The 23,025-nt window shown below is 42.0% G+C and carries 21 protein-coding genes, 1 tRNA gene and 2 other RNA genes; 19 read left to right on the forward strand and 5 right to left on the reverse strand.

The window, feature by feature from the left end:
• The first annotated feature begins 27 nt into the window (after positions 1-27).
• The 16 genes from malQ to P8629_RS01950 all read left to right on the forward strand — a co-directional run bounded on the left by malQ (position 28) and on the right by P8629_RS01950 (position 17,359).
• Positions 28-1,392: a 4-alpha-glucanotransferase gene (gene malQ / locus P8629_RS01875; RefSeq protein WP_278163932.1), complete on the forward strand. Its 1,365-nt coding sequence runs from the start codon at positions 28-30 to the stop codon at positions 1,390-1,392.
• A complete protein-coding gene (glgB, locus tag P8629_RS01880; protein WP_278163933.1) occupies positions 1,389-3,569 on the forward strand; it encodes a 1,4-alpha-glucan branching protein GlgB in 2,181 nt (726 codons plus the stop codon). Before malQ ends, glgB begins: the two co-directional genes overlap by 4 nt.
• Positions 3,570-3,584: 15 nt before the next feature.
• Positions 3,585-5,060, forward strand: coding sequence for a glycogen synthase GlgA (glgA, locus tag P8629_RS01885; RefSeq protein WP_278163935.1), 1,476 nt, complete (start codon positions 3,585-3,587; stop codon positions 5,058-5,060).
• 73 nt (positions 5,061-5,133) lie between these two features.
• Entirely contained in the window at positions 5,134-7,635 is a 2,502-nt protein-coding gene (locus P8629_RS01890) for a glycogen/starch/alpha-glucan phosphorylase (protein ID WP_278163937.1), read from the forward strand.
• A gap of 192 nt (positions 7,636-7,827) precedes the next feature.
• A complete protein-coding gene (locus P8629_RS01895) occupies positions 7,828-8,160 on the forward strand; it encodes a DUF3392 domain-containing protein (protein ID WP_278163939.1) in 333 nt (110 codons plus the stop codon).
• A gap of 14 nt (positions 8,161-8,174) precedes the next feature.
• Complete coding sequence (greB, locus tag P8629_RS01900) at positions 8,175-8,639, forward strand: transcription elongation factor GreB (protein ID WP_278163940.1); 465 nt, start codon at positions 8,175-8,177, stop codon at positions 8,637-8,639.
• Positions 8,640-8,696: 57 nt separating this feature from the next.
• Positions 8,697-9,296: an LPP20 family lipoprotein gene (locus P8629_RS01905; protein WP_278163942.1), complete on the forward strand. Its 600-nt coding sequence runs from the start codon at positions 8,697-8,699 to the stop codon at positions 9,294-9,296.
• Positions 9,297-9,370: 74 nt separating this feature from the next.
• Positions 9,371-9,652 carry a hypothetical protein gene (locus P8629_RS01910; protein ID WP_278163944.1) on the forward strand — a complete coding sequence of 94 codons (282 nt, stop codon included), beginning with the start codon at positions 9,371-9,373 and terminating at the stop codon, positions 9,650-9,652.
• Positions 9,653-10,048: 396 nt separating this feature from the next.
• Positions 10,049-10,579, forward strand: coding sequence for a diaminobutyrate acetyltransferase (ectA, locus tag P8629_RS01915; RefSeq protein WP_278163945.1), 531 nt, complete (start codon positions 10,049-10,051; stop codon positions 10,577-10,579).
• A gap of 10 nt (positions 10,580-10,589) precedes the next feature.
• Positions 10,590-11,849 (forward strand): diaminobutyrate--2-oxoglutarate transaminase, encoded by a 1,260-nt coding sequence (gene ectB / locus P8629_RS01920; RefSeq protein ID WP_278163947.1) that lies wholly within the window; start codon positions 10,590-10,592, stop codon positions 11,847-11,849.
• Between the two features lie 17 nt (positions 11,850-11,866).
• Positions 11,867-12,262 carry an ectoine synthase gene (locus P8629_RS01925; RefSeq protein ID WP_135795226.1) on the forward strand — a complete coding sequence of 132 codons (396 nt, stop codon included), beginning with the start codon at positions 11,867-11,869 and terminating at the stop codon, positions 12,260-12,262.
• A 101-nt stretch (positions 12,263-12,363) separates the two neighbouring features.
• The gene (locus P8629_RS01930; RefSeq protein WP_278163951.1) at positions 12,364-13,809 is read left to right on the forward strand and encodes an aspartate kinase; all 1,446 of its coding nucleotides are present in this window, start codon (positions 12,364-12,366) and stop codon (positions 13,807-13,809) included.
• Positions 13,797-14,678 carry a tetratricopeptide repeat protein gene (locus P8629_RS01935; protein WP_278163953.1) on the forward strand — a complete coding sequence of 294 codons (882 nt, stop codon included), beginning with the start codon at positions 13,797-13,799 and terminating at the stop codon, positions 14,676-14,678. The genes P8629_RS01930 and P8629_RS01935 overlap by 13 nt, the downstream gene beginning before the upstream one ends.
• Before the next feature lie 256 nt (positions 14,679-14,934).
• A complete protein-coding gene (locus P8629_RS01940) occupies positions 14,935-15,441 on the forward strand; it encodes a thioredoxin family protein (RefSeq protein WP_278163956.1) in 507 nt (168 codons plus the stop codon).
• Positions 15,442-15,450: 9 nt separating this feature from the next.
• Positions 15,451-16,830, forward strand: a complete 1,380-nt coding sequence (locus tag P8629_RS01945; protein ID WP_278163958.1) for a TolC family protein — start codon at positions 15,451-15,453, stop codon at positions 16,828-16,830.
• Between the two features lie 22 nt (positions 16,831-16,852).
• Positions 16,853-17,359 carry an efflux RND transporter periplasmic adaptor subunit gene (locus P8629_RS01950; protein ID WP_278163960.1) on the forward strand — a complete coding sequence of 169 codons (507 nt, stop codon included), beginning with the start codon at positions 16,853-16,855 and terminating at the stop codon, positions 17,357-17,359.
• 18 nt (positions 17,360-17,377) lie between these two features.
• On the opposite strand, the gene P8629_RS01955 is transcribed toward P8629_RS01950, so the two are convergent.
• Positions 17,378-17,743, reverse strand: coding sequence for a DUF4870 family protein (locus P8629_RS01955; protein WP_278163962.1), 366 nt, complete (start codon positions 17,741-17,743; stop codon positions 17,378-17,380).
• A 39-nt stretch (positions 17,744-17,782) separates the two neighbouring features.
• On the reverse strand, positions 17,783-18,892 hold the full coding sequence (locus tag P8629_RS01960; RefSeq protein WP_278163964.1) for an alkene reductase: 1,110 nt from the start codon (positions 18,890-18,892) through the stop codon (positions 17,783-17,785).
• A gap of 320 nt (positions 18,893-19,212) precedes the next feature.
• Between P8629_RS01960 and P8629_RS01965 the strand changes: the two genes are divergently transcribed.
• A tRNA-Asn gene (locus tag P8629_RS01965) sits at positions 19,213-19,288 on the forward strand.
• 118 nt (positions 19,289-19,406) lie between these two features.
• Here the strand turns inward: P8629_RS01965 and P8629_RS01970 are convergent.
• From P8629_RS01970 to P8629_RS01980, 3 genes are all read right to left on the reverse strand, one after another.
• Entirely contained in the window at positions 19,407-20,570 is a 1,164-nt protein-coding gene (locus P8629_RS01970) for a hypothetical protein (RefSeq protein WP_278163966.1), read from the reverse strand.
• Between the two features lie 278 nt (positions 20,571-20,848).
• On the reverse strand, positions 20,849-21,397 hold the full coding sequence (locus P8629_RS01975; RefSeq protein WP_278163968.1) for a Spy/CpxP family protein refolding chaperone: 549 nt from the start codon (positions 21,395-21,397) through the stop codon (positions 20,849-20,851).
• Positions 21,398-21,739: 342 nt separating this feature from the next.
• Positions 21,740-22,342 carry a DUF2202 domain-containing protein gene (locus P8629_RS01980; RefSeq protein ID WP_278163970.1) on the reverse strand — a complete coding sequence of 201 codons (603 nt, stop codon included), beginning with the start codon at positions 22,340-22,342 and terminating at the stop codon, positions 21,740-21,742.
• A 284-nt stretch (positions 22,343-22,626) separates the two neighbouring features.
• On the opposite strand from P8629_RS01980, the gene ffs (P8629_RS01985) reads away from it, so the two are divergent.
• Together ffs (P8629_RS01985) and ffs (P8629_RS01990) are read left to right on the forward strand one after the other, a co-directional pair.
• Positions 22,627-22,723: signal recognition particle sRNA small type (ffs, locus tag P8629_RS01985), an RNA gene on the forward strand.
• Positions 22,724-22,861: 138 nt separating this feature from the next.
• Positions 22,862-22,958, forward strand: an RNA gene (gene ffs, locus P8629_RS01990) — signal recognition particle sRNA small type.
• Positions 22,959-23,025 lie beyond the last annotated feature (67 nt).

A 23,025-nucleotide genomic window follows, 5' to 3' on the forward strand; every position in this document is an offset into this window, starting at 1 on the left:
GTCAGAACGGCTTAAAAAGGAATGATTATGTCAGACAAAAAAGCGGGTGTTTTACTGCATCCTTCTTCATTGCCTTCGGGGAAGTTAGATGAGCAGGCCTGGCGGTTTTTGGATTGGATGGTACAAGCCAATTTATCCATTTGGCAGATGTTGCCTTTGACTCATCCTGTTCAAGGGCTATCGCCTTACCAAAGTGTTTCTGCGTTTGCTATGAACCCGGCTTTGTTGCCTGGCAATTGGTTAGAAATGATGAATGAAGCTGATTTTCATGCATTTGAACAGGACCCGCCACACTGGTTAAACGACTATGTTCTTTTTATGTCTTTGCGTCAGCACTTTAAGATGACCTCATGGGAAACTTGGCCAGAGGCATATCGTTACCGAGATTTTGACGCTTTGAGCGTATTTTCAGAAACCCATGCGGACGAAATTCAATTTTTAAAAAAACAACAGTTTGTACTCAATCAAATTTGGCAGTCTTTGAAAGATTCAGCACATGAAAAGGGCATTAGTCTGTTTGGAGATATGCCGATTTTTGTCGCTTATGACAGCGTTGATGTGTGGGCAAATCCGCATTTATTTAAACTCGATGAAAATTTAAACCCGACGGTTGTAACGGGGGTTCCTCCCGATTATTTCTCTGAAACGGGGCAACGATGGGGCAACCCACATTATGATTGGCAAGAAATGCAAAAAGATGGGTTTCAGTGGTGGCATCATCGAATTCAATCTGACTTATCGCTTTTTGATTTGATTAGAATTGACCATTTTAGAGGCTTGGAATCGAGCTGGGAAATAGCGGTAGAGGAGCCAACAGCTGTGAATGGCCAATGGGTTAAGGTGCCTGGAGAATTATTCCTAGATTCCTTGCAACAAGCCTTTCCGAAGCTTCCTTTAGTTGCTGAAGACTTAGGTATTATCACCCCTGAGGTGACGGCTTTAAAAGATCGTTACCATTTACCCGGGATGTCGGTGCTTCAATTTGGGTTTAATGGCTTGCCCGATAACCCACATGCTCTGTCGGAGCAAGTTGAAAACTCGGTGGTGTATACCGGAACGCATGACAACGATACTAGTTTGGGCTGGTGGGAGTCATTAGAAGATAATGAGTATAAAGATTGGGTTTTATCACAATTACCTCATCCTGAAGAGCCGATGCCATGGCCATTGATTGAAGCGGCTTTCCAGTCGGTCGCTAACTTGGCAATGGTGCCAATGCAAGATTTTTTGAGTTTAGGAAATCTCGATAGAATGAATACCCCCGGGACAGTTGAAAATAATTGGACCTGGCAGTTCAAGTGGGATCAGGTTACGCCGGAAATCACTGAAAAAATAGCAGGCCTGGTCAAAAATTCTGGGCGAGAGATTACGCAAGAGAGTGCCGTTTTATGACAAATCAGACCATGACAGATGAAGCCGTTCGAAGACTTGCAGAAGGAACCCATCACGATCCTTTTCAAATTTTAGGATGCCATGCCGTTGGAAAAAAATGGGAGATTCGTGTCTGGTTTCCGACTGCCGAATCAGTAACCGTCGAAGACTTATATTCATTGGAACGTGTAAAAAACACGGCTTTATTTATCGTTTGCCTGACTGAGAAGCAGAAAAAAGCACTTCCCTTGCATTATAAAGTGAACTGGGTTGAAGCAAATGGATCTGAACATACAGTGGTGTCACCTTATACCTTTTTGCCTCAACTAGGGGAGTTGGATTTACATCTTTACGCTGAAGGGCGGCATTGGCATCTCTATGATATTTTGGGTGCTAAAACAACAAAAATTGATAGCATTTCGGGGGTTCAGTTTTCGGTTTGGGCGCCGGCGGCCAGCCGAGTTTCCGTGGTGGGTGATTTTAACGGATGGAATGGTCTGCGCCATCCAATGCGAACCAATGGACAGTCCGGCGTTTGGGAACTTTTTATTCCAGGATTGATGGTGGGAGATATTTATAAGTTTGAAGTTCGGAATCACCAAACCGGTCACGTGTTCGTCAAAACCGATCCTTATGCAAAAGCAATGGAAGTCAGACCGCAAACAGGTTCGATTGTGTATGAATCGACGTTTAAGTGGCAAGATCGTGATTGGCTAACCTCTCTGGCACATTTTGACTGGCAGAAATCGCCAATTAATATTTACGAAGTCCATTTAGGATCTTGGCAACGAGATCATGAAGGTTCTTTTTTGAATTATAAAGAAATTGCTCATCGTCTTGTTGAGTATGTGAAGTGGATGGGATATACCCATATCGAGCTGCTGCCGATTTCAGAACATCCTTTAGATGAATCCTGGGGATATCAAACGACAGGGTACTTTGCCCCCACCAGTCGGTTTGGGTCCCCCGATGAGTTTCGATATTTTGTGAACTATTGTCATGAAAATGATATCGGTGTTTTCCTGGACTGGGTTCCTGCTCACTTTCCAAAAGATGAGTTTGCTTTGGCGCGGTTTGATGGTACGGCACTTTATGAGCATGAAGACCCTCGTAGAGGAGAGCATCAAGATTGGGGCACGTACATTTTTAATTATGGCCGCAATGAAGTGCGAAATTTTTTAATCGCCAATGCGTTATTTTGGTTAAAAGAATTCCATATTGATGGGCTTCGCGTGGATGCAGTGGCTTCAATGTTGTATCTTGATTATTCGCGTAAGAATGGTGATTGGCTGCCGAATCAATATGGCGGGCGAGAAAATCTTGAAGCGATTGAGTTTTTAAAAACTCTTAATGCCGAAGTGCATACACAATGTCCAGGCGTATTGATGATGGCTGAAGAGTCAACTTCTTGGCCCATGGTTTCTCAACCCACCTGGAAGGGGGGGTTAGGGTTTTCTATGAAATGGAATATGGGCTGGATGAATGACACGCTCGACTTTTTTCAGCAAGATCCCATTTATCGACCATACCATCATAATCAACTGACTTTTAGTCAAATGTACGCGTATTCAGAAAATTTTATTTTGCCTTTATCGCATGATGAAGTGGTGCACATGAAGCATGCATTGGTCAGTAAGATGCCTGGAGATACCTGGCAAAAAATGGCAAACATGCGTTTGTTGATAGGGTATCAAACCTTAAACCCCGGTAAGAAATTACTCTTTATGGGGGGCGAGTTTGCACAGTGGCAAGAGTGGAGTGATGGCCGAGGGTTGGACTGGTATCTTTGTGAGCAACCGGCTAATCGCGGGGTACAGATATTAGTGCGGGATCTGAATGTGCTATACCAAACCTCGCCCGCCTTATATGCCCATGATTTTGATGAAGAAGGGTTTGAATGGATTGACTGTCATGATTATGAGCAATCGGTGCTGAGTTTTATCAGAGTCTCAGAAAAAGAGTCTTTGATCTGCGTCTTTAACTTTACACCGGTACCTCGTTATGATTATCGAATAGGGTTGCCAGAAAAAGGGATTTATGAAGAAGTGATTAATTCAGATTCGGAGCTTTATGGTGGCAGTAACCTGGGAAATGCGGGGCAATTAATCACAGACGATCAGGCGTGGATGAATCGACCTTGCTCAACCAGGTTAGTTTTACCGCCGCTTGCCGTGGTTGTTTTAAGAAAAAAATCATAAGAATAGAGAGTCATAATGAAAATATTGTTTGCCACTTCTGAAGCACACCCTTTAATCAAAACCGGTGGTTTGGCGGATGTCTCTGGTAGCTTGCCTGATGCATATTATCATTTGAAACACAAGGTCAGAATGGTTTTGCCAGCTTATGGTGATGTATGGGAAAAAGTCTCTGATGTAAAGCAATTGTCTGAACTCAGTATTGGCGCTTGTGGAAGAAAGTTGCACGTCCGGATTCATGCCGCTTCGGCGGAAGGTATCGATATTCCTATTTGGCTTGTTGATATTCCAGAGCTTTTCCATCGTCCGGGCAATCCTTATTTGGCTTTAGATGGTAAGGACTGGTGGGATAATGGAGAACGTTTTGCTGTTTTTTCCAAAGTGGTGGCAGAAATAGCAATGAACCGAGCCGGTTTAAAATGGCAACCGGATTTGGTTCAATCGAATGACTGGCAAACCGGGCTGGTGCCTGCGTTGTTAACATTAGAGTCTGTTCGTCCAAAAACGGTTTTTACCATTCATAATATGGCTTATGCCGGGCTGTTTCCTAAATCGTTATTTGAAGGCCTAGAGCTTCCCTGGAAATGGTGGGAGCCGGATAGAGGTATTGAGTTTTATAACAATATGTCAATGTTAAAAGCCGGTATTCAAATGGCGGATCGAGTGACAACGGTCAGTCCATCTTATGCGAAAGAGATCACTTTTCCAGAATATGCATACGGTTTAGAAGGGGTATTAATTCGACGGTTAGATGAAGGGCATTTGATTGGTATCTTAAATGGCATTGATCAGGATCTTTGGAACCCGAAAACAGATCCGTTTATCGATCACCATTATTCTGCCGATAAAGGGCGTGTGGTGGCTAAAAAACGAAATAAAAAGGAAATGCTCGATTTTTGGGATTTACCTAAATCAGTTATTGATTCTGATGATCCTGTGGTAGGACTGGTCGGCCGTTTAGTACCGCAAAAAGGCATTGATTTGGTGTTGGACGTCCTGCCAGAGTTGATTGAGCAAACCAATGCCCGGTTTATTATGGTCGGAACGGGTGATAGTTTATTCGAGTACCATTTAACGGAATTAGCGCATCAGTATCCGCAAAGGGTAATGATTTATATCGGGTATTCTGAATCATTAGCCCATAAAGTCGAGGCAGGCGCAGATTTATTTTTGATGCCTTCCCGGTTTGAACCTTGCGGGTTGAATCAATTGTACAGCTTGGCTTATGGCACACCGCCCATTGTGCATTCCACTGGTGGGCTTTCGGATACAGTGGTGAACGCGACAAAAGAGAATTTGGTAGCAGGGAAAGCAACGGGCTTTGTGTTTTATGATCCGAGTCGACATGCTTTAAAGTCAACCATCTTGCATGCATTGCACCTTTTTAGTAAAAAAAGGACATGGCAGAAGTTACAAAAAAACGGAATGCAGCAGGATTTTAGTTGGACTCGAAGTGCAAAACAGTATTTGGCTTTATTTAAAGCCATCGTTTAAGTTAGAAGTAGGTTTTTATTTTGGCAATGACGCCTGAATCTTTTTATTCAAATATTTGAAGTGTGAGGTCATTATGGCGCAAAACGAACAGACTATATCAAATGCAGAACAAGAAAAACATATCGCTGAGTTGCTGAAAAAAATGGGTATGAATGCAGTCGATATCGAGCAGGATTTTGTGAACTATCTTTACAATATGCTCGGGCGGGATATGCAATCAGATGCTTATTACCAATTTAAAGCTATGTCTTACACCATTCGTGACCGACTGATGACGCATTGGAAGGAAACTTGGAATGCCTACAACGAAGATAAAACAAGAAAAGCCTATTATCTGTCGATGGAGTTCTTAATTGGACGTTCGTTATCGAATAATCTTCTCAATCTTGGTGTTGAAACAGAAACTGAAAAGGCGATGTATCGCCTCGGCGCTTCTTTGGAAGCCATTGAAGAGGCCGAGCATGATGCCGGGCTTGGTAATGGCGGGCTTGGACGTTTAGCCGCTTGCTTTATGGATTCTTGTGCCACTTTGCAGCTTCCCGTGATTGGGTATGGCTTGCGTTATGAATATGGCATGTTTAAGCAATTGATTCAGAATGGGTTCCAAATTGAAGAACCGGATCATTGGCTGGGATTTGGATATTATCCTTGGGAAATTCAGCGCTCGGAATATACGCGTACGGTTCGTTTCGGCGGCTATAGTCGTCATTATAAAGATCCGCATACGAAAGAATTAACCGTGTATTGGGAAGAGGCTGAGGAAGTACAGGCCGTCCCGTTTGATGTGCCGATTCCTGGCTTTGAGAATAAAACCGTGAATACTTTAAGACTGTGGTCTGCAGAGGCAACGGAAGGGTTTAATTTATCAGAGTTTAATCAAGGCTCTTACTTTGAAGCCGTGGCGAGTAAAAGTGAAGCCGAAAACATTACCATGGTTTTATACCCGAATGACAGCAGCGAAAACGGGAAAGAACTGAGGTTACGCCAACAATATTTTCTGGTTTCAGCTTCCTTGCAGGATGTGGTGATCCAATGGTCTGAAAAATATGGTAATGACTTTTCCAATTTTTCAGAATATAACGTGTTTCAATTAAATGACACCCACCCCAGTTTAGCCGTTGCCGAACTAATGCGAATCTTAATGGATGATAAAAAACTGTCCTGGGATGATGCTTGGACGATTGTCAGTCAATCCATGGCTTATACCAATCATACTTTATTGCCTGAAGCATTGGAGCGATGGCCAGTTTCGTTATTTAAAAAACTCTTACCACGGTTGTTGGACATTATTTATGAAATCAATGCGCGATTCCTAAAGACGGTTGCTATGAAGTGGCCAGGAGACCAGGCTAGACAAGCACGTATGTCAATTATTGACCCGGATGATAACGTTTGTATGGCATATCTAGCGATTGTAGGAAGTTTTTCAATCAACGGGGTTGCAGCTCTACATTCGCAACTTTTAAAAGAAGGGCTGTTTCATGATTTTTATGAACTTTGGCCGGAGCGCTTTAATAATAAAACTAACGGGGTAACACAGCGACGCTGGATGGCAAGCAGTAACCCAGGTTTGAAAGCTCTGCTAAATGATAAGATTGGGCGTGAATGGATTACCGATTTAAGTCAATTAAGCAAAATCGAATCTTTTGTGAATGACAAACCTTTCCGTCAAGAATGGATGCGGGTCAAACAAGAAAATAAACAACGTTTAGCGGATATGGTCGAAAAAGATACGGGGGTGAAATTCAATGTCACCTCTTTGTTTGATGTTCAGGTGAAACGTATCCATGAATATAAGCGGCAGCTATTGAATGTGCTGCATGTTATTCATTTGTATGCCCGAATAAAGCGAGGGGATACGGATAACTGGACCAATCGGTGTGTCATTATTGGTGGGAAAGCTGCGCCGGGTTATGTCATGGCAAAAAAAATCATTAAGTTGATTAATAATGTCGCCGACGTCATCAATTCCGATCCTGAAGTGGGGGATAAGCTTAAGTTGGCTTTTGTGCCGAATTATCGGGTATCAGCAATGGAAATCATTGCCCCAGGGGCGGATTTATCTGAACAGATTTCAACTGCCGGAAAAGAGGCGTCAGGTACCGGTAATATGAAGTTCATGATGAATGGCGCCATTACTATCGGAACCTTGGATGGCGCAAATGTGGAAATTTTAGAGGCCGTCGGAGAGGAAAACTTTTTCCTATTTGGGTTGAAGACTCCCGAAGTTGCTAATTTAAGAAATCATTATTATCCGCAAAACTATATTGATGAAGATGGCGATTTACAAGCAGTCTTCAGTTTGCTGGAGTCCGGACATTTCAATCAATTTGAACCGGGGTTGTTTGATGATATTATCAACTCCGTGAAAAGCCCTAAAGACCCTTGGATGACGCTGGCGGACTTTAGAAGTTTTGTGAACGCCCAGCATGAAGTGGCGCTGGCATTTCAAAACCATAGTCGCTGGAATACGATGAGTATTATTAACTCAGCACGAAGTGGTATTTTCTCGACAGACCGCACCATGCAAGAGTACAACGACGATATTTGGAAGCTGACTCCGATCACCAAATGAGCATACGCTTAAACGATAAAAACAGCCAGGCCTGGCTGTTTTTACGGGTTAATTTTATAAAAGCACTCGCAATGAGTGGTTTTATCGGTGGCCTTTTATTTAATTTACATTAAAATGTCTTAAAGATTTAGTCAGTAATCTTACGATTACTTTCGATAAGATAGAACATGAATTGTATGAAAGGGTGAAAGAATGGAGTATTTGATTGACGCGGTGTCGACAGTATCGGGTTGGATGAGACCTTACTTGTCTGAAATTGGATTATCGATGGCTGCAACGTTACTCGTTATTTTCGGAGAGGATATCGCCAATTTTCTTAAAAAGCAGATTGGAGCTCTAAAATTTTTCTTAAAGTTAACCTTGTTTGTTTTGTTCTGTGCGTTTGGTTTCGCCTTTTTAACGTCTTTTATAACCCCTTTGATTGTCCAGCAACTTGCCAAAGTACCTAACCTTTGGTTGGCTCCAATGGTTGTTTTAATTTTTTATGGCATCGGTTTTCTTGCACAAAAGAAGAAGATGTTATAACTAAAGAGTTTTGCATGAATTACATTACACAAGACGGGTTTTACCGCTTAACCGAAGAGTTGAGCTTTCTATGGAAAACCAAACGTCCTGAGATTGTTAGAGCGATTTCAACGGCTGCGGCAGAAGGGGATCGGTCTGAAAATGCTGAATATATCTACCGTAAAAAAGAGTTGCGTGAAACGGATCGAAAAATTCGTTACCTAGAACGACATATGAAAGACATAAACGTGGTGCGAGATAAACCACGTCAGCAGGATAAGGTGTTTTTTGGTGCTTATGTGTTGTTGGAAGATGAAGACGGTGAACAAAAGCAATATCGTATTGTCGGTGGTATTGAGGTTCGAGGGGAAGAAAATGAGATTTCTGTTAAATCCCCTGTCGCGCAAGCCCTCATCGGTAAGATGTTGGATGATGAAGTCGAAGTCATGCTTCCGGATGGGCGAAAAATAAGCTATACAATTTTAGGCATTAAATATTAAAATAAAAAACGCTCTAAGTTGAAAGAGCAATCGAATAATATAAAGGAATCTTATCTTATGAAGGCCCCTTCCCTCATCGCCTTGTTTGCCTTAGCCGGCGTTTTAAGCGCATGTAGCTCAACCGATGTTAAAGATAAAAAAACACCTAAGTACTCAGGGGTGGAATGTGTTTTTCCAAACTCAAAAGAGGCTGCGCCAAGCTGGGTGTGCGATGAACCGGTTCCTGGGTTGGTTATCAGTGCCGTCGGGATTGCTGAACCTTCTCGGGCGGGCATCAGTTATATGAAAGATATTGCCGCAGCAGATGGTCGAGGGCGTTTAGCAGAACAAATACAAGTGCAAGTCCAAAAAATGGTGAAGCAGTATCTCGGCACGACTGGAAAGGGCGATAAGGAAACGGTTGATGCTGCAGCGAGCACGACCCTTAAAACCGTGACGAATGAAAGTCTGGTCGGATCCAAAGTTCATGGTATGCGCTTTGGGCCAAACGGTAAGCTGTATGCTCTCGTTGGGATTGATGAAGCGGCGAAGAATAATATTGTTAAAACCGCGGTATCAACGTCAATGCGCAATAATGAAGCGCTATGGCAGCAGTTCAAGTCTAAACAGAGTTTTGATGAAATGTCAGAAGCCATTGCCAATCAATCTGTCCAGTAAGGTTAAAAGAGGACGGTTTGGCGAATAAATTGCTTTGAATGGCAACATCAATAAAACTGACTAAGGAGTAAGAAATGGGCTGGGTAATTAAAGATCATTATGAAGATGAGTACGATTTTGAAATGGATCGTATGAATTTAGAGTCGATGGATATTACCGCCTTTTCTTGCCCGAAATTACGAATTATCGAAGTTCCGGTGGATGAAAATGATTTAGAGAAGATGGAGCAGATTTACGAGCTTCTTTTTCCTGGGTTGTTTGAAGATGTGGAAGAAATGATGGCTTCAGAAGACAGCGATCCTTATAAAGTGCGTTATTATTATAAGATGCGTAAGTCAGATTCTGAGTCGTTGTAAAAATGCCTCTTTAAAAATTTATGTTTCAATTCAACAGGTTGTGTTGGTTTTGCGATGGGTTTTTCTAAGTAAAATTTGCCAACCTTATCGGGTTTTGTTACAATGATGTCAATTTCATAACCCGATAGGTTAAGTTATCTCTATTTCAGCTGTATTTAATACACTGTCATTTGCGTTTAGACGCTTTTCAAATTTAGACCCACTTGGGTCGAGTCTAATCCAAAGGATCAGTCCTGAGGAATCAATCGTCTGGCATTTTTTTGCGCTAGTATTACCCTTTCATGGGATTCGTGCATCCAAAAACGCTGCTAGCTGTTCTCCGGCTTCGGTGAGCAACCCCCCTACCTTTTTACGATTGGTTGAATTGTTAACATTTCAATACAATAAGAAAAAATCATGAAAACACAAAATGAACAAAATTTAACTTTCAGAAAACCCACGTTAGATGATGGGCATGCAATCTATCATTTGATTAAAAGTTCACCGCCATTAGACGTGAACTCAAGCTACCTTTATTTTTTACAGGCCTCCCATTTTGCTGATACCTGCATTGTGGTTGAGAGCGACGAAAAGATAGTTGGGTTTGTTTCAGCTTATTATCGCCCAGACCAGCCAGATTCTTTGTTTGTTTGGCAGGTTGCGGTCGCTGAGACGATGCGAGGGGTTGGGCTAGCGAAGAGAATGTTGCTGGCATTGGTTGAAAACCAAAAGGGTAACGCTGACTTAAAAGTGTTGTGTTGCACTATCAGCCCGTCTAATAAAGCTTCTCAAGGGTTGTTTAAATCCTTTGCGAAAAATTATGGTTTAACGTTAACGGTTGAGCCGTTTATTACGGAAGCGCACTTTGGTGATGAAGGGCATGAAGCAGAAGAGCTTTACGAACTAAAATCAGACAAACAAGAAAATTTAACTAATTTAATCTTTTAAGGAAATAAAAATGGCATTAGAAACATTTAATAAATATGAATCAGAAGTACGTGGTTATATTCGATCTTTCCCGGTAATTTTTGAAAAAGCTAAGATGGCTGAAGTCTGGGACGATACAGGTAAGCGTTACGTTGACTTTTTCGCAGGTGCCGGTGCATTGAATTATGGTCACAATAACCCAGACATTAATGCCGCATTGATTGATTATCTGCAACATGATGGAATCGGTCATGCCTTAGATATGGGGACGGTTGCGAAAAAAGACTTTATTGAAAGTTTTGTTCATAACATTCTTGAGCCAAGAGATCTGGAATACAAACTACAGTTTGTAGGGCCGACAGGAACCAACGCCATTGAAACTGCGTTGAAAATTGCGCGTAAGGTAAAAGGGCGTAAACAAGTAATGTCCTTTACCAATGGTTTCCATGGGATGTCAATGGGGTCTTTGAGTATCACAGGGAACAGTTATTATCATGATGAAAGTTATGGTGTTCCAGGGTATACCACTCAAGTGCCTTTCCATAAATATCTAGGGGATAAGGTTGATACCATCGCTTATCTTCGTAAGATTTTGGAAGATGCGTCAAGTGGTACAGAGCTACCAGCGGCAATCGTATTGGAAACAATTCAGGCTGAAGGTGGGATTAACGTATCCGGTGAGCAATGGTTGAGAGATCTTCGTCAAATCTGTGATGATTTTGATATCTTGATGGTCGCGGACGAAATTCAAGTCGGTAACGGGCGTTCTTCTGACTTCTTCAGTTTTGAAAGAGCAGGCATCCAGCCAGACATCGTCACCTTGTCAAAATCAATCGGTGCGGGACAACCAATGGCAATGGTTCTATTGAAACCTGAGTTAGATCAATGGAGCCCAGGTGAGCACTCAGGGACTTTCCGAGGGAATAGTTTAGCTTTTGTCTCTTCAAGTGTTGCGTTGAAAAAATATTGGTCAGATGACAGCTTCTCAAAAGAAGTGAAGAAAAAGTCTAAGCAGGTCCAAGACAGAATGGAGAAAATGGCGTTGCGCTTCCCTGAATATATTCGTGAAATTCGCGGTCACGGTATGATTTGGGGGGCGGAATTTAAAAACCCTGAAATGACTAACGACGTTTGTGCTCAAGCCTTTGAAGATGGTTTGATCATCGAAACAGCGGGTGCTGGCGACGAAGTCATTAAATTCTTAGGGCCATTAGTCATCACAGAAGAGCTGATTAATGAAGGGTTCGATATCCTGGAAGGCGCTATTGAAAAAGTCGGTAAAAAACAATAAAGATTAGGGGACGATAAATGATTGTTAAAAATTTATATGATGATGTCATTGGGACAGAAGCGGATGTCGATTCTAAGCAATGGACGAGTCGTCGTCTTCTATTAGCAAAAGACGGAATGGGCTTTTCTTTGCATGATACCTTGATTAAAGAAGGTGAAGAACTTCACCTTTGGTATAAAAACCATTTAGAAGCGGTTTATTGTATTGAAGGTGAAGGGGAAATCGAAGAAAAGAAAAATGGCAAAGTCCATGCTATCCGTGAAGGTACGGTTTATGCGTTGAACGAGCATGATCAGCATATCTTGAAAGCCAATAAAGGCTCTCAAATGCGTATGGTCTGTGTGTTTAACCCACCGGTTACCGGACGCGAAACACACGATAAAGACGGTTCATATGTGTTGGTAGAAGAATAAACCATATAGTTGTCTTTAAATGATGAAAAATGACCAGACCTGGTCATTTTTCGTCTCAATATCAATTAAAAAATGAGGGTGTTTTTTACAACAGAGTAACCATGTCAAATACTCAAAAAACAACATTAAGTGTCGAAAAAATCGGTGGCACTTCAATGAGTGATTACCAAGCCGTTCGGGATAACATTATTCTTTATCCTGAAAATTTCTATAACCGAATTTTTGTTGTCTCCGCTTATGGTGGGATTACGGATGACTTGTTGGAACACAAGAAAACGGACCAGCCAGGTGTGTATGGTTTGTTTGCGAATGACGATGTAGATGATGATTGGCGTATTGCGTTAGATCAGTTGAGTTTGAAGCTGAATAAGATTAATGCAAACTTATTCTCTGATGATGAATTACGTTTGAAAGCCAATGACTTCATTGATGAACGGATTGCCGAAACCAAGCAACTGTTAAATCATTTGCAGGACTTGTGTCGCCATGGTCATTTCTCTTTAGAAAGCCATTTATTAACGGTAAGAGAGTTACTGGCGAGTTTAGGGGAAGCGCACAGTGCGTGGAACTTAGCGCACCTGTTACAAACGGAAGGCGTCAACGCCCGTTTTGTGGACTTGACCGGTTGGCAGGCAGATGAAGCGTTGCCTTTGGATGCGATGATCGAAACGCATTTAGGGGAAATTGATTTTACGAAAGAGTTGCCGATTGTGACTGGGTATACGCATTGTCGTGAAAACCTAATGTATACGTTTGACCGTGGTTATAGTGAAATGACCTTCAGTCGTATCGCGGTACTCTGTCAAGCGACCGAAGCGGTGATTCATAAAGAATATCACTTAAGTAGTGCGGATCCTCGTTTGGTTGGGGAAGAGAATGTCGTGCCGATTGGGAAAACCAATTACGACATTGCCGACCAGTTAGCGAACTTAGGGATGGAAGCTGTCCACCCAAGAGCCGCGCAAGGGTTAAGACAAGCGCAAATTCCATTGAGAATTAAGAACACGTTTGATCCGGGGCATCACGGGACAATCTTTACAGAAGATTATGTCAGTGAATATCCTCAGGTTGAGATTATTGCCGGGATGCAACATTTGATTGCTTTGGAAGTGTTTGACCAAGAGATGATGGGGCAACAAGGTGTCTATGAGAAAGCAATCATTGATGCGACCAGCCGATTAAAATGTCAGGTGATTACCAAAGATTTCAATGCGAATACCATCACCATCTATTTGAAAGCTTCATTGAAAAAGGTGAAACGTTTGGCTGAGCAGCTTAAACAAGGCTTGCCTACCGCAACGATTAATACCAGTAAAGTGGCATTAGCCTCTGCGATGGGAAGTGATATGCGTATTAAAGGGTTATTGGCAAAAGCCGTTCAAACATTGTTTGATCAGGGCATCAATGTGGAAGCGATTCATCAGAATACGCGTCAGGTTGAAATGCAATTCTTTGTCAATGAAACAGACTACGAAAAAGCCGTTAAAGCGCTTCATACTAATTTGATTGAAGTTCATAACCATGGAAAAGCAATATGCGAACACTGATTGTTGTTGCCTTATTGAGTGTTTTTGTGGCACCCGTTTCGGCTGCTGAAAGACATTCAAAGGAAACACAGGATGTGAATCAGCTGAAAGAGCCGATGTACAATCCTTTTGTTGAGCGTTATGTCATGGATGAGTTAAGGCAGTTACGTGTCGATATGAATCATCTGGAAGTCACCTTGACGAAAGAAGTGGTTAACCGAGAATTGTCGGCGACTTCTCGAGCGGTAGGGTATGCCACTGATACTGTGACTTACTTCTTTTACTTAATCGCGGGGATTTCTTCTATTCTTTTATTGGTCGGGTGGAACTCCATTCGAGACATTCGAGACAAAGTACTGAATGTGGCCGATACCAAGGTTAGTAAAGTGATAAAAGAATACGAAGGTCGTCTTGAAAAGCTAGAAGATGAGTTAAATCGAAAATCACGTGGGATCACCAGTGCACAAAAACGTTTGTCGCAACATCAAGATATCCACAGCTTGTGGTTGAAAGCCGGCCAAGAGCAGATTCTGAGTAATCGCATGGCGATTTATGATCAGATTCTAGAGTTAGATCCTGATAATACGGAAGCAATGACCTATAAGGCCGATATTGCGCTCGAAATGGATGAACCTCAATGGGCGGTTAACTTGTGTAATCAAGCCTTGAGAATTGATTCTGAAAATAAACATGCCTTTTATCAGTTGGCTGGTGCTTATGCCATGATGGATAAGCATGCTGAAGCCATCGAATATTTACGCAAGGCACTAGAAGACTCAGAAGGCTATAAAGAACAAGTTCAAAATGATCCGGTCTTTAAAACGATGCAAGACGATCCAGTCTTTAAACAACTGATTGAAGAAGGGGATATGACCACTCCCTCAACTTAATCATCTTGCTTTTGAGTCATTCAATATATTGTAGGCAGCAGCGCTGCCGCAATACCCTCCTTTTATAAAATCTTTAAAATTTTCAAACTTCCATTTTTAATACACATTATTTCCTTTCTTTTCGTGTATAAATATTCGTTATTAGACAAGTTCAATTAAGCCATGCTATGCTTGCAAAAATTTTGTTCTAGGCACTCTTAAATAGTGGCTATGGCAGGCTTGATTTATTTAAAAACGAATAGAAAGATACTCTCTTATGAAAAAATGGGCACTGATTTTAGGGTTGTTGGGAACATTGTTTTTTAGTGTTAACGCAATAGCCGCAGATTTTTTTGACGAAACCTTTGGCAACCTTCAAGAAGAATTAGATACAGCGAAAGAAGAAGGCAAACAAGGTATTTTTATCTTCTTTCATATGGAAGAATGTCCTTTTTGTGATCGTATGAAGAAAACGATTTTGAATCAGCCAGAGGTCATCTCGTTTTACAAAAAACATTTTTTAACGTATCAAATCGATATTGAAGGGGCTAATCAAATGGTGGATTTTGATGGCACCGAAGCGACGGCTCAAACGCTTTCAGAAAAAAAATATCGGGTACGTGCTACCCCCGTAATGATGATTTTTGATTTAAACGGTAAGCCGATTGTCCGTTATACTGGCCCGACCCGTTCGCAAAAAGAATTTATGTTATTAGGGCAATTTGTGTTAGATGGTAGTTATAAAACCACCTCCTTTACGCGCTATAAAAGAGCTCATAAATAGGCCCCATTCATGTCGCAACCCTCTGTCTATAAAGTAAACTTGCTAAGTTTGGCGGTGATGGCCATTATTTCAACGAGTACTCTAGCCTCACAGCCAAATTCAACGGTTGAAAATAAACCACAGGTACAAGGTGCCAACTTGCCAGCGCCCTCCCTCGAAAAACCATCAGCTGCGTTTGATTTACCTGAACCGCTCACTTTAAAAAGTCTTTTAGCACTTCCAGAAACAGTCAGCCCCCAACTTATAGCATCACAATCGAGGCAGGCACAAGCACAAGCAAATTATGCGCTACAAGATTCAGCAGACGCGGTTGAGCTAAACGTATTGGGCCGGATTGGGTGGCGAGAATATGCCGATCACACCGAAGACAATCATTTACTGGCATTGCATGTTGGTAAGAAGTTATATGATTTTGGTCAAACTCAGGCCTTAATCGATGCACAAGAGAAAATATCAGAAGCGCAAACGCAACTTTATGAAGACCAAGTGATTCAATTTCAAATTCAATTGATGCAAACGTTTTTTAATGTGATTTTGGCAGATTTTCAATACCGTATTGAAAATGAATCCATGGCCGTTGCTTATGTTGCTTTAGATAAAGCCAAAGACCGTTATGAGCTTAATCGTATTTCAGATGTCGACTATCTTAAACTGCAAGCTGATTACCAAAAAATTCTGGTAAAGCGTTCTCGTGCAGAATATGAACAGCGTCGAACGCGTAATGCGTTAGCAAATTTGGTAGGGCAGCCGAGCCAGCTGCCCGATAAACTTATATTTCCGCGTTTGAAGTCTATTGAGTCGCGAGAGTTAAATGAACTTGAAAAGTATCAAGATCAAGCGCTTGCCAATAACTTACAGTTGAAAAGCATGCAATTGAAACTTCAGGCGGCACAGCATCGCTTAGAAGGTGAGTCTGCAACAGATAAGCCAACTTTCAGGGTAGATGCATGGGGTGGAAAGTTATCGACGTATGAGTACCAGAGAGAAGGGCGTTGGCGTTTTGATTTATCAATGGACTACCCTTTATATGATGGCGGCGCTCGATCTGCAAAAGTAAGCCTTGCCAGAGCTGATATTCAAGAGCTCGAAGCACAAGTTAATGCGTTAGAGCAGCATTTACGAGATCAAGTGGCGGATTTATATTTCAAACTCAAACTGTCTGATGCAGAAAAGAAACAAAATAAAGCCTTTGGTGATTACGCGGATTTATACTTGGATTACAGTCGTGCACTTTATGAAAATGAGTCAACGACCGATTTAGGCGATTCCATGGTGCGGTTATCAGAAGCCAATTTCCAAGTGATTTCACAACAATTTAAACAAGCGCTTTATTGGGCGCAACTTGATTATTTAACGGGAACCCCCGTTCAGCTATCAGCCACCCCTTAACGAGGTTGAAGGAGTAGAAAGAATGAAAAAAATAATATGGTCATTAGGTGGAGGCTTTGTTTTGATGGCGCTGATGGCACCTGTTTTTGCTAAAACCGTACAAATAGGCGCCTTAGTGGCTGGTCAGGTTGAAAATGTATATGTTAAAACCGGTCAGCAGGTCAAAGCGGGTCAGTTATTAATGAAAATTGACGATACCCGTTACCAAGCTAAGTTAAAAGCTTTGCAAGCTACGGTTGAAATGACACGTTTAAAAAAGGCAGATGCGAAGATTGAATTGGATCAAGCATTAGATTTATATGACAGAACGGTTTCCGCTAAACGGGAATTGGATGCGGCACAGTTGGCTTTCGATGTTGCGCACCAATCCTACTTAAAAGCACAGGCAGAACTGAAAATGAGCCAGGCCTGGTCAAAATATTATGTAATCAAAGCGCCTGTGGCAGGCAAGATCAAAGCGATTAATGCCCCAAAGGGAGCAACGGTTTACAAAGAAAATACGCCCATGATTCAGATTGAAGCCCCTTAGTTTTTGTATTTCTAGGGGCTATTTCTCAGGGGGTTCGTTTCCAAAACCAAAAAAAGATCCCACAATGGGTGTTTGTCTTTCTAAAGCGCTTAACCCTTTGATTGAGCGAACAATTAACCAAACAATCCACCATAAGATAATAAACCCGCCAATGAAAACAGGGGTCAGCAACAAGCCGACCACAAAGTAAATCAGTCCATACCAAAACGTTTGAATCTGAAATTGATAATGCGCTGTTAGCCAAGCAGGCGTATCTTTTTCGGATCGTTTGATATAAGCAATCACGACACCGACAATAGCCGTAACGCCAGCCAGTAAACTACATAAATAAAGTATGTAGGTTACCTTTGCCAATGTTGTGTCAGCAGTGGCTGGTTGTGACATGAATCAATCTCCTCTCAAACAACTCTTGATTCAAAGTCTTTACTTAGACTGAGATGACGTCATAAATGGATAGTCCGTATATCCTTCTGCACCACCACCATAAAAGGTGTCAGGATTAGGCGTGTTAAGCTCAGCCCCTTGTTCAAATCGTGCAGCCAAGTCTGGGTTGGCAATATATGACCGTCCAAAGGCAATGGCATCTGCAATCCCTTTAGCCACGGTCTGTTCCGCTTTTTCAGCATCATAGTTGCCGCAAAAGATAAGTGCGCCTTTAAACTGGTCACGTAAAGCCTTACGGAACTCATCCGTTAAAGGTGCACCTCCGGCCCAATCCGGTTCTGCAATATGCAGATAAGCAATACCGCGATCGGTAAACGCTTTTGCTAAATATAAAGTCATCTCCTCAGATGCTTCATCATTCATATCGTGTGCAACGAAATTAGGTGATAAACGAACCCCAACCTTTTCTTTGCCAACGGCCTCAATAACCGCATCCAATACTTCTAAAACTAATCGCGCTCGGTTTTGAATGCTGCCACCATATTCATCCGTTCGGTGATTGGTATTGGTGGCTAAAAACTCATGTAGCAAATACCCATTGGCCGAGTGTACCTCAAAGAAGTCAAATCCAGCGTTAAGACCACGAATGGCTGCCTTGCGGTATTGCTCAACAATGTCCGGCAATTCGTCGGTTTGCAAAGCTCTTGGCATCGCGCACGGCATCATTTTTAAAGAACCGCCTTCAACAGGTGCACTGCATTGACTATTTTCAGCCTGTATCGCGGAAGGGGCGACTGGCGCCGCGCCTTTTTCTTGAATTTCTGTATTTGAGATGCGTCCAACATGCCAAAGCTGTAACGACATATGACCGCCTTTAGCATGAACACTGTCCACGACTTTTTTCCAACCGGTTTCTTGAGCATCGGTGTAGATACCAGGGGTATAAGCATAGCCCTGTCCCTGTTGAGAAACAGGTGTCGCTTCGGTCACAATTAATCCAGCGGTAGCGCGTTGCGTATAATATTCCACGTTCAATTCACCCGGTACATTGCCGGGTTGCTGGGCGCGGCTTCTGGTTAAGGGTGCCATGAAAATGCGATTCGGTAAATCGGTGTTTCCAATCTTAAGAGGGGATAACAAATGTTTCATGGTGCACTCCTGGAGTTTGATAAATGATAATCCACATTATGGAGAACAACTTAACCTAATACAACCTAAACAAAATGAATGCATTATGAATTAACAATAAGCCAATATGTTAGCCAGCTTCTCACTATATTTTTGTTTTTTCTCAAAATATTATGAAGCCTTAGGGCGGGTGATAGAGTTATCTTGGAACCAAGAAGTCTTACCTTTTAAATAGAGCCGTCAATAAAGGGGATAAAGTTACAATTTTTTTGAAAAAAGGGTTGTCAGCGCGAAAAAATTCTCTATAATACGCCTCATCAAGTTAACGCTTGATCGACAATTCCCGATTAGTTCAGTTGGTAGAACACCGGACTGTTAATCCGTATGTCGCTGGTTCGAGTCCAGCATCGGGAGCCACATTATAAAGCCAGATATTTCAACCGCTTAGGTGCGTTTGAAGTCTGGCTTTTTTATTTTCTAACGTTGCGTAAAGTGTTTGTACTGTCGAATTTGTGATTGCCTCGTTGGGGACAGTCTACAGCGCAAATTGTAATTGAATGGTCAGTCTGTCGTCTTTGATTTGCCCGTCGGGGGCATGCGTATCCTGACTGTATTCCAGCATTCCTTTTGCGTTCGGCATCGGGTAATAACTCAACCCTGCAATAATTGTATCTGTATGGTCGTGTCCGTCATTTTGTTGTGATGATTGATAGCGCAGTAAAGGCACCCAGTGATGCGGCATAAACATGACTGCCTGAACATAACCATCAGCATTTTGCTCTTTTTTTGAACCGGTTGCATACTGATCATGTGCTTGCATATACACCGCGGTCAGTCGCATAGTGTTATGCATTAGATCCGCTTGGGTGTCAATGCCATAACGGTCGAAGTTTCTTGCCTGAGTAGTGCAATTGACAGAAGTTGACTTACATTCTCCTGAAACGCCGAAAGTTCCGACCATCCAGTCTTTATTGACCTCCCAGGCCAATCGGCCTAGATAGACGGTTGAATCTTCACCGACCATATCATCGGTTAAACCGCCGACACTGACATCGTAAAAAAGGCGGTCGGCGATATGCCCGAATAATGATACCTGTTGACGAGGGTGGCGTAATTGACCATCGACCCCGCTGAAACTGTCGTTGGTAATATTGTAGTGGCTCACTGTCATGCGACGCATGTCGGACAAAGTATCATAGGGGTCGGAAAAAAAACTTGGTGCATAAGATACTTGAAGGTGCAGGCCTGGTGAGAATCCATATCCCATCGCAGTCGTGCCATTGACCAAGCCGAACCCGTCTTCTCCTTCGGCTTCGATATCGACATAAGTTGCGATATTGCGGTAGTTGCCGCCGGCAATTAACTCAACTTCATGAATTGCGCGCATTTCTTTTTTACCAGATTTCTTTTTATCGTATGGGCGAGAGGTGATCACTGCGGCAATCGGGAACTGATTCATCATCTTTTTAAAGTTGTTTTTCGAGGCGAGATGGCGAGAAGTGTCGAAGGTATAACCGTTCATTTTGTACAAACGTCCGGTTGAATTTAAAGCCGGGTAAGCAGTGTGACACTCGATACATTTTTCTTGTTCCTGTCGGGCAAATGCGGGTGTTGCGTTTGCAGAAGTTGGCATTAACAATATCGTTAAGGTCGTCATTTCCAAAAGAATCCAATAGAGCGGGGTGCGTAGTCTAAACATCGTACTTCTCCTTGTTCTCAGTGCATTAAGTCATGACTGGTATTTTGGATATCCGTGACCGATGTGTTTAGCCAGCAAAAGAGAAAAGTCGGCGAGGACTTTTTCGATGGTTACAACTGAGTGCGGGTGAGAATAATTTTTCTATAACACGTCTCTATCAAACAGTCGCTCTTGGTCATTATTTCTGGTTGGTTCAGTTGGCTGAGCATCGGTAATCTAGTCTAAAACCAGGGCTTGCAATCAAGCGCCTGGCAAAGCTTAGGTGAAAATATATTGGATCAGTTGCCCATCATATTTTGACGGTATTCATGCATTTGTTCTTTTTGCTCTTTTGTGAGGACATTCTGCATTTTGTGTTGCATTTCGATACGTTCCATCAGAACTTTTTTACGAGCCTGAGACAGTTTGTCATAGGCGTTGCTGATGGCTTTCTTATCTGGGGTTTCGGCAGCGAGTAATTTGCCGAGTTCTTGTCGCTCTTTCCATATAGCACGCATATCGCGACTTTGGGTTTTCATGGCATTGGAACTGATTTTGTTAAATTGCTTTATTTGTGAGTCGCTGAAGCGCATGTTCATGTGATAACCCATACCTGAGCCAATACCGGGTCCCATGCCATAGCTTTGCATCATGCCGTAGCCCATACCATGTCCTTGAGACATAGCATTTGGGTTGTAGCTGTTCATCATGCCGGGTCCCATGCCATAGCCCATCATTCCTTGAGGGTAGGGCATGACATTGCCTGAAGTATCGTCAGCCATAACAGGTGAAAGTGTAGAAAATCCGATTATGGACGAGATAAAGAGTGCTTTAACTGAAGTGTTCATTTTGATCTCCTTCTTTTTATTTAAAAAAGATAATCTATCAAAATCGCAGGTTGAACCACATGTATGAATTCATTGATTCACCGAAGTAACGACATTTATAACAGTATGAGAGTATTACAAATTTAAACACTGAATCAAACTGTTACATCTATTGCGATTAATTTCAATTGTGCACCTTAAAATTCGAAGTGTCAAATATACGTATCACTTGTGGTTGTGTGGTATTTCAAGGAGTTAGGGCATAAAAAAACCTGCCGAAGCAGGTTAAAAAGGGAACTATCATTTGATTAGCACGCTTGTTGCATCAAGCGTGCTAACTTGGCTAGGTTAGTAGCCTAGGGTTTATTCCATTGGTGAATTCACGATTTCGTTGAATTCTTCTTCTGAAATATATTGTGGTTCATATTCCAATCCTGTTTCTTGGAATAGCTTCCAAAAAGAACGCAGGTGGTTTCTTGAACCTTTCATTAAGTTTTCATACACCTCGACGATGTCAGGATTATCTTCTACTTTGCTGATTTTTTCAGCAATGTCACGAATATCTAGTTCTTCAATTTGAATCCCAACGCGAAGCGCATCTTCATAGCTTGTTGATCCTGCTTCAGTCAAAGCAACATAAAGCTCAGTAAAGTGATAATCGGTAAAGATACCAACCGAATCGTCCAATACCGGGTCAGCTAGTGCATATGTTTCCAATAATGATTTAATGGTTTCTGTGTGCTTTGTTTCTGAGTCAGCAATGTTTTGGAAAATGTTTACTTCCCAACGTTCATAAAGGGTTAAATAAACATCACGAGCCAGTTTTTCTTCCTCTCTCATATAAAGTAAGCCACTTTCTTCATCAGCCGAAATTTGTCCAATGATTGATGTATCCGTAGCACTTGCTTGTGATGCAAAGGTTGTTAAAAAACCTGATAATAATAAAGTCAAAAGTACATTTTTCATAACTTGTTACCTCGTTTTTTTGAACTTTCGATTGTCATCATATCAATGTTTTTCAATAAATGTAAACTTTTTACATATTATTTTTCTATGATTAACAATAAGTTTTGTTTATAGGTAGATAAAATATTGAGATAACCGGGGTGTAAGAGGTAACTCGTTGTTATTAAAAGTAAGTCGAGGAGTGATTGGCATGGCGTGAGGTTCATAAGCTTTTTTTGTTTAAATTTTTTCCTTAGAATTGCTTTAAATTTTGATGAATTCGTGTATCATTCATCGCGGTAACTTGTTCGTCCCCTCGCGACGATAGGTTGGGAACTCCGCCAGGTCCGGAAGGAAGCAACGGTACCTTCTGATTCGTGCGCCGAGATAAGGCGGGCAGGTTGCCTCTATTTTCCTTTCTAGTTCTAATTTTTTCCTGAAATCTGAATTTTTTGACTGCGTTTTAAATGCGGTTATAGCCTGTTTCATTGTCTGGGTTTAATTTCTCATTATTTCGTGTATGATTTATATGGGTGGCTCTGTTCGTCCTCTCGCGACGATAGGTTGGGAACTCCGCCAGGTCCGGAAGGAAGCAACGGTACCTTCTGATTCGTGCGCCGAGATCAGGCGGGCAGGGTCGCCTCTTCTATTTACCCGTGCAAAACGGTTCAAAATTCTTTATCTAATTAAACTCGCATTCCTTG

Origin of the sequence: Hydrogenovibrio sp. 3SP14C1, assembly GCF_029625905.1 — a bacterium.
Taxonomy (GTDB): domain Bacteria; phylum Pseudomonadota; class Gammaproteobacteria; order Thiomicrospirales; family Thiomicrospiraceae; genus Hydrogenovibrio.

Coding starts and splice junctions, on each gene's coding strand:
- malQ (WP_278163932.1), top strand. CDS start 28: ATGTCAGACAAAAAAGCGGGTGTTTTACTGCATCCTTCTTCATTGCCT.
- glgB (WP_278163933.1), top strand. CDS start 1,389: ATGACAAATCAGACCATGACAGATGAAGCCGTTCGAAGACTTGCAGAA.
- glgA (WP_278163935.1), top strand. CDS start 3,585: ATGAAAATATTGTTTGCCACTTCTGAAGCACACCCTTTAATCAAAACC.
- P8629_RS01890 (WP_278163937.1), top strand. CDS start 5,134: ATGGCGCAAAACGAACAGACTATATCAAATGCAGAACAAGAAAAACAT.
- P8629_RS01895 (WP_278163939.1), top strand. CDS start 7,828: ATGGAGTATTTGATTGACGCGGTGTCGACAGTATCGGGTTGGATGAGA.
- greB (WP_278163940.1), top strand. CDS start 8,175: ATGAATTACATTACACAAGACGGGTTTTACCGCTTAACCGAAGAGTTG.
- P8629_RS01905 (WP_278163942.1), top strand. CDS start 8,697: ATGAAGGCCCCTTCCCTCATCGCCTTGTTTGCCTTAGCCGGCGTTTTA.
- P8629_RS01910 (WP_278163944.1), top strand. CDS start 9,371: ATGGGCTGGGTAATTAAAGATCATTATGAAGATGAGTACGATTTTGAA.
- ectA (WP_278163945.1), top strand. CDS start 10,049: ATGAAAACACAAAATGAACAAAATTTAACTTTCAGAAAACCCACGTTA.
- ectB (WP_278163947.1), top strand. CDS start 10,590: ATGGCATTAGAAACATTTAATAAATATGAATCAGAAGTACGTGGTTAT.
- P8629_RS01925 (WP_135795226.1), top strand. CDS start 11,867: ATGATTGTTAAAAATTTATATGATGATGTCATTGGGACAGAAGCGGAT.
- P8629_RS01930 (WP_278163951.1), top strand. CDS start 12,364: ATGTCAAATACTCAAAAAACAACATTAAGTGTCGAAAAAATCGGTGGC.
- P8629_RS01935 (WP_278163953.1), top strand. CDS start 13,797: ATGCGAACACTGATTGTTGTTGCCTTATTGAGTGTTTTTGTGGCACCC.
- P8629_RS01940 (WP_278163956.1), top strand. CDS start 14,935: ATGAAAAAATGGGCACTGATTTTAGGGTTGTTGGGAACATTGTTTTTT.
- P8629_RS01945 (WP_278163958.1), top strand. CDS start 15,451: ATGTCGCAACCCTCTGTCTATAAAGTAAACTTGCTAAGTTTGGCGGTG.
- P8629_RS01950 (WP_278163960.1), top strand. CDS start 16,853: ATGAAAAAAATAATATGGTCATTAGGTGGAGGCTTTGTTTTGATGGCG.
- P8629_RS01955 (WP_278163962.1), bottom strand. CDS start 17,743: ATGTCACAACCAGCCACTGCTGACACAACATTGGCAAAGGTAACCTAC.
- P8629_RS01960 (WP_278163964.1), bottom strand. CDS start 18,892: ATGAAACATTTGTTATCCCCTCTTAAGATTGGAAACACCGATTTACCG.
- P8629_RS01970 (WP_278163966.1), bottom strand. CDS start 20,570: ATGTTTAGACTACGCACCCCGCTCTATTGGATTCTTTTGGAAATGACG.
- P8629_RS01975 (WP_278163968.1), bottom strand. CDS start 21,397: ATGAACACTTCAGTTAAAGCACTCTTTATCTCGTCCATAATCGGATTT.
- P8629_RS01980 (WP_278163970.1), bottom strand. CDS start 22,342: ATGAAAAATGTACTTTTGACTTTATTATTATCAGGTTTTTTAACAACC.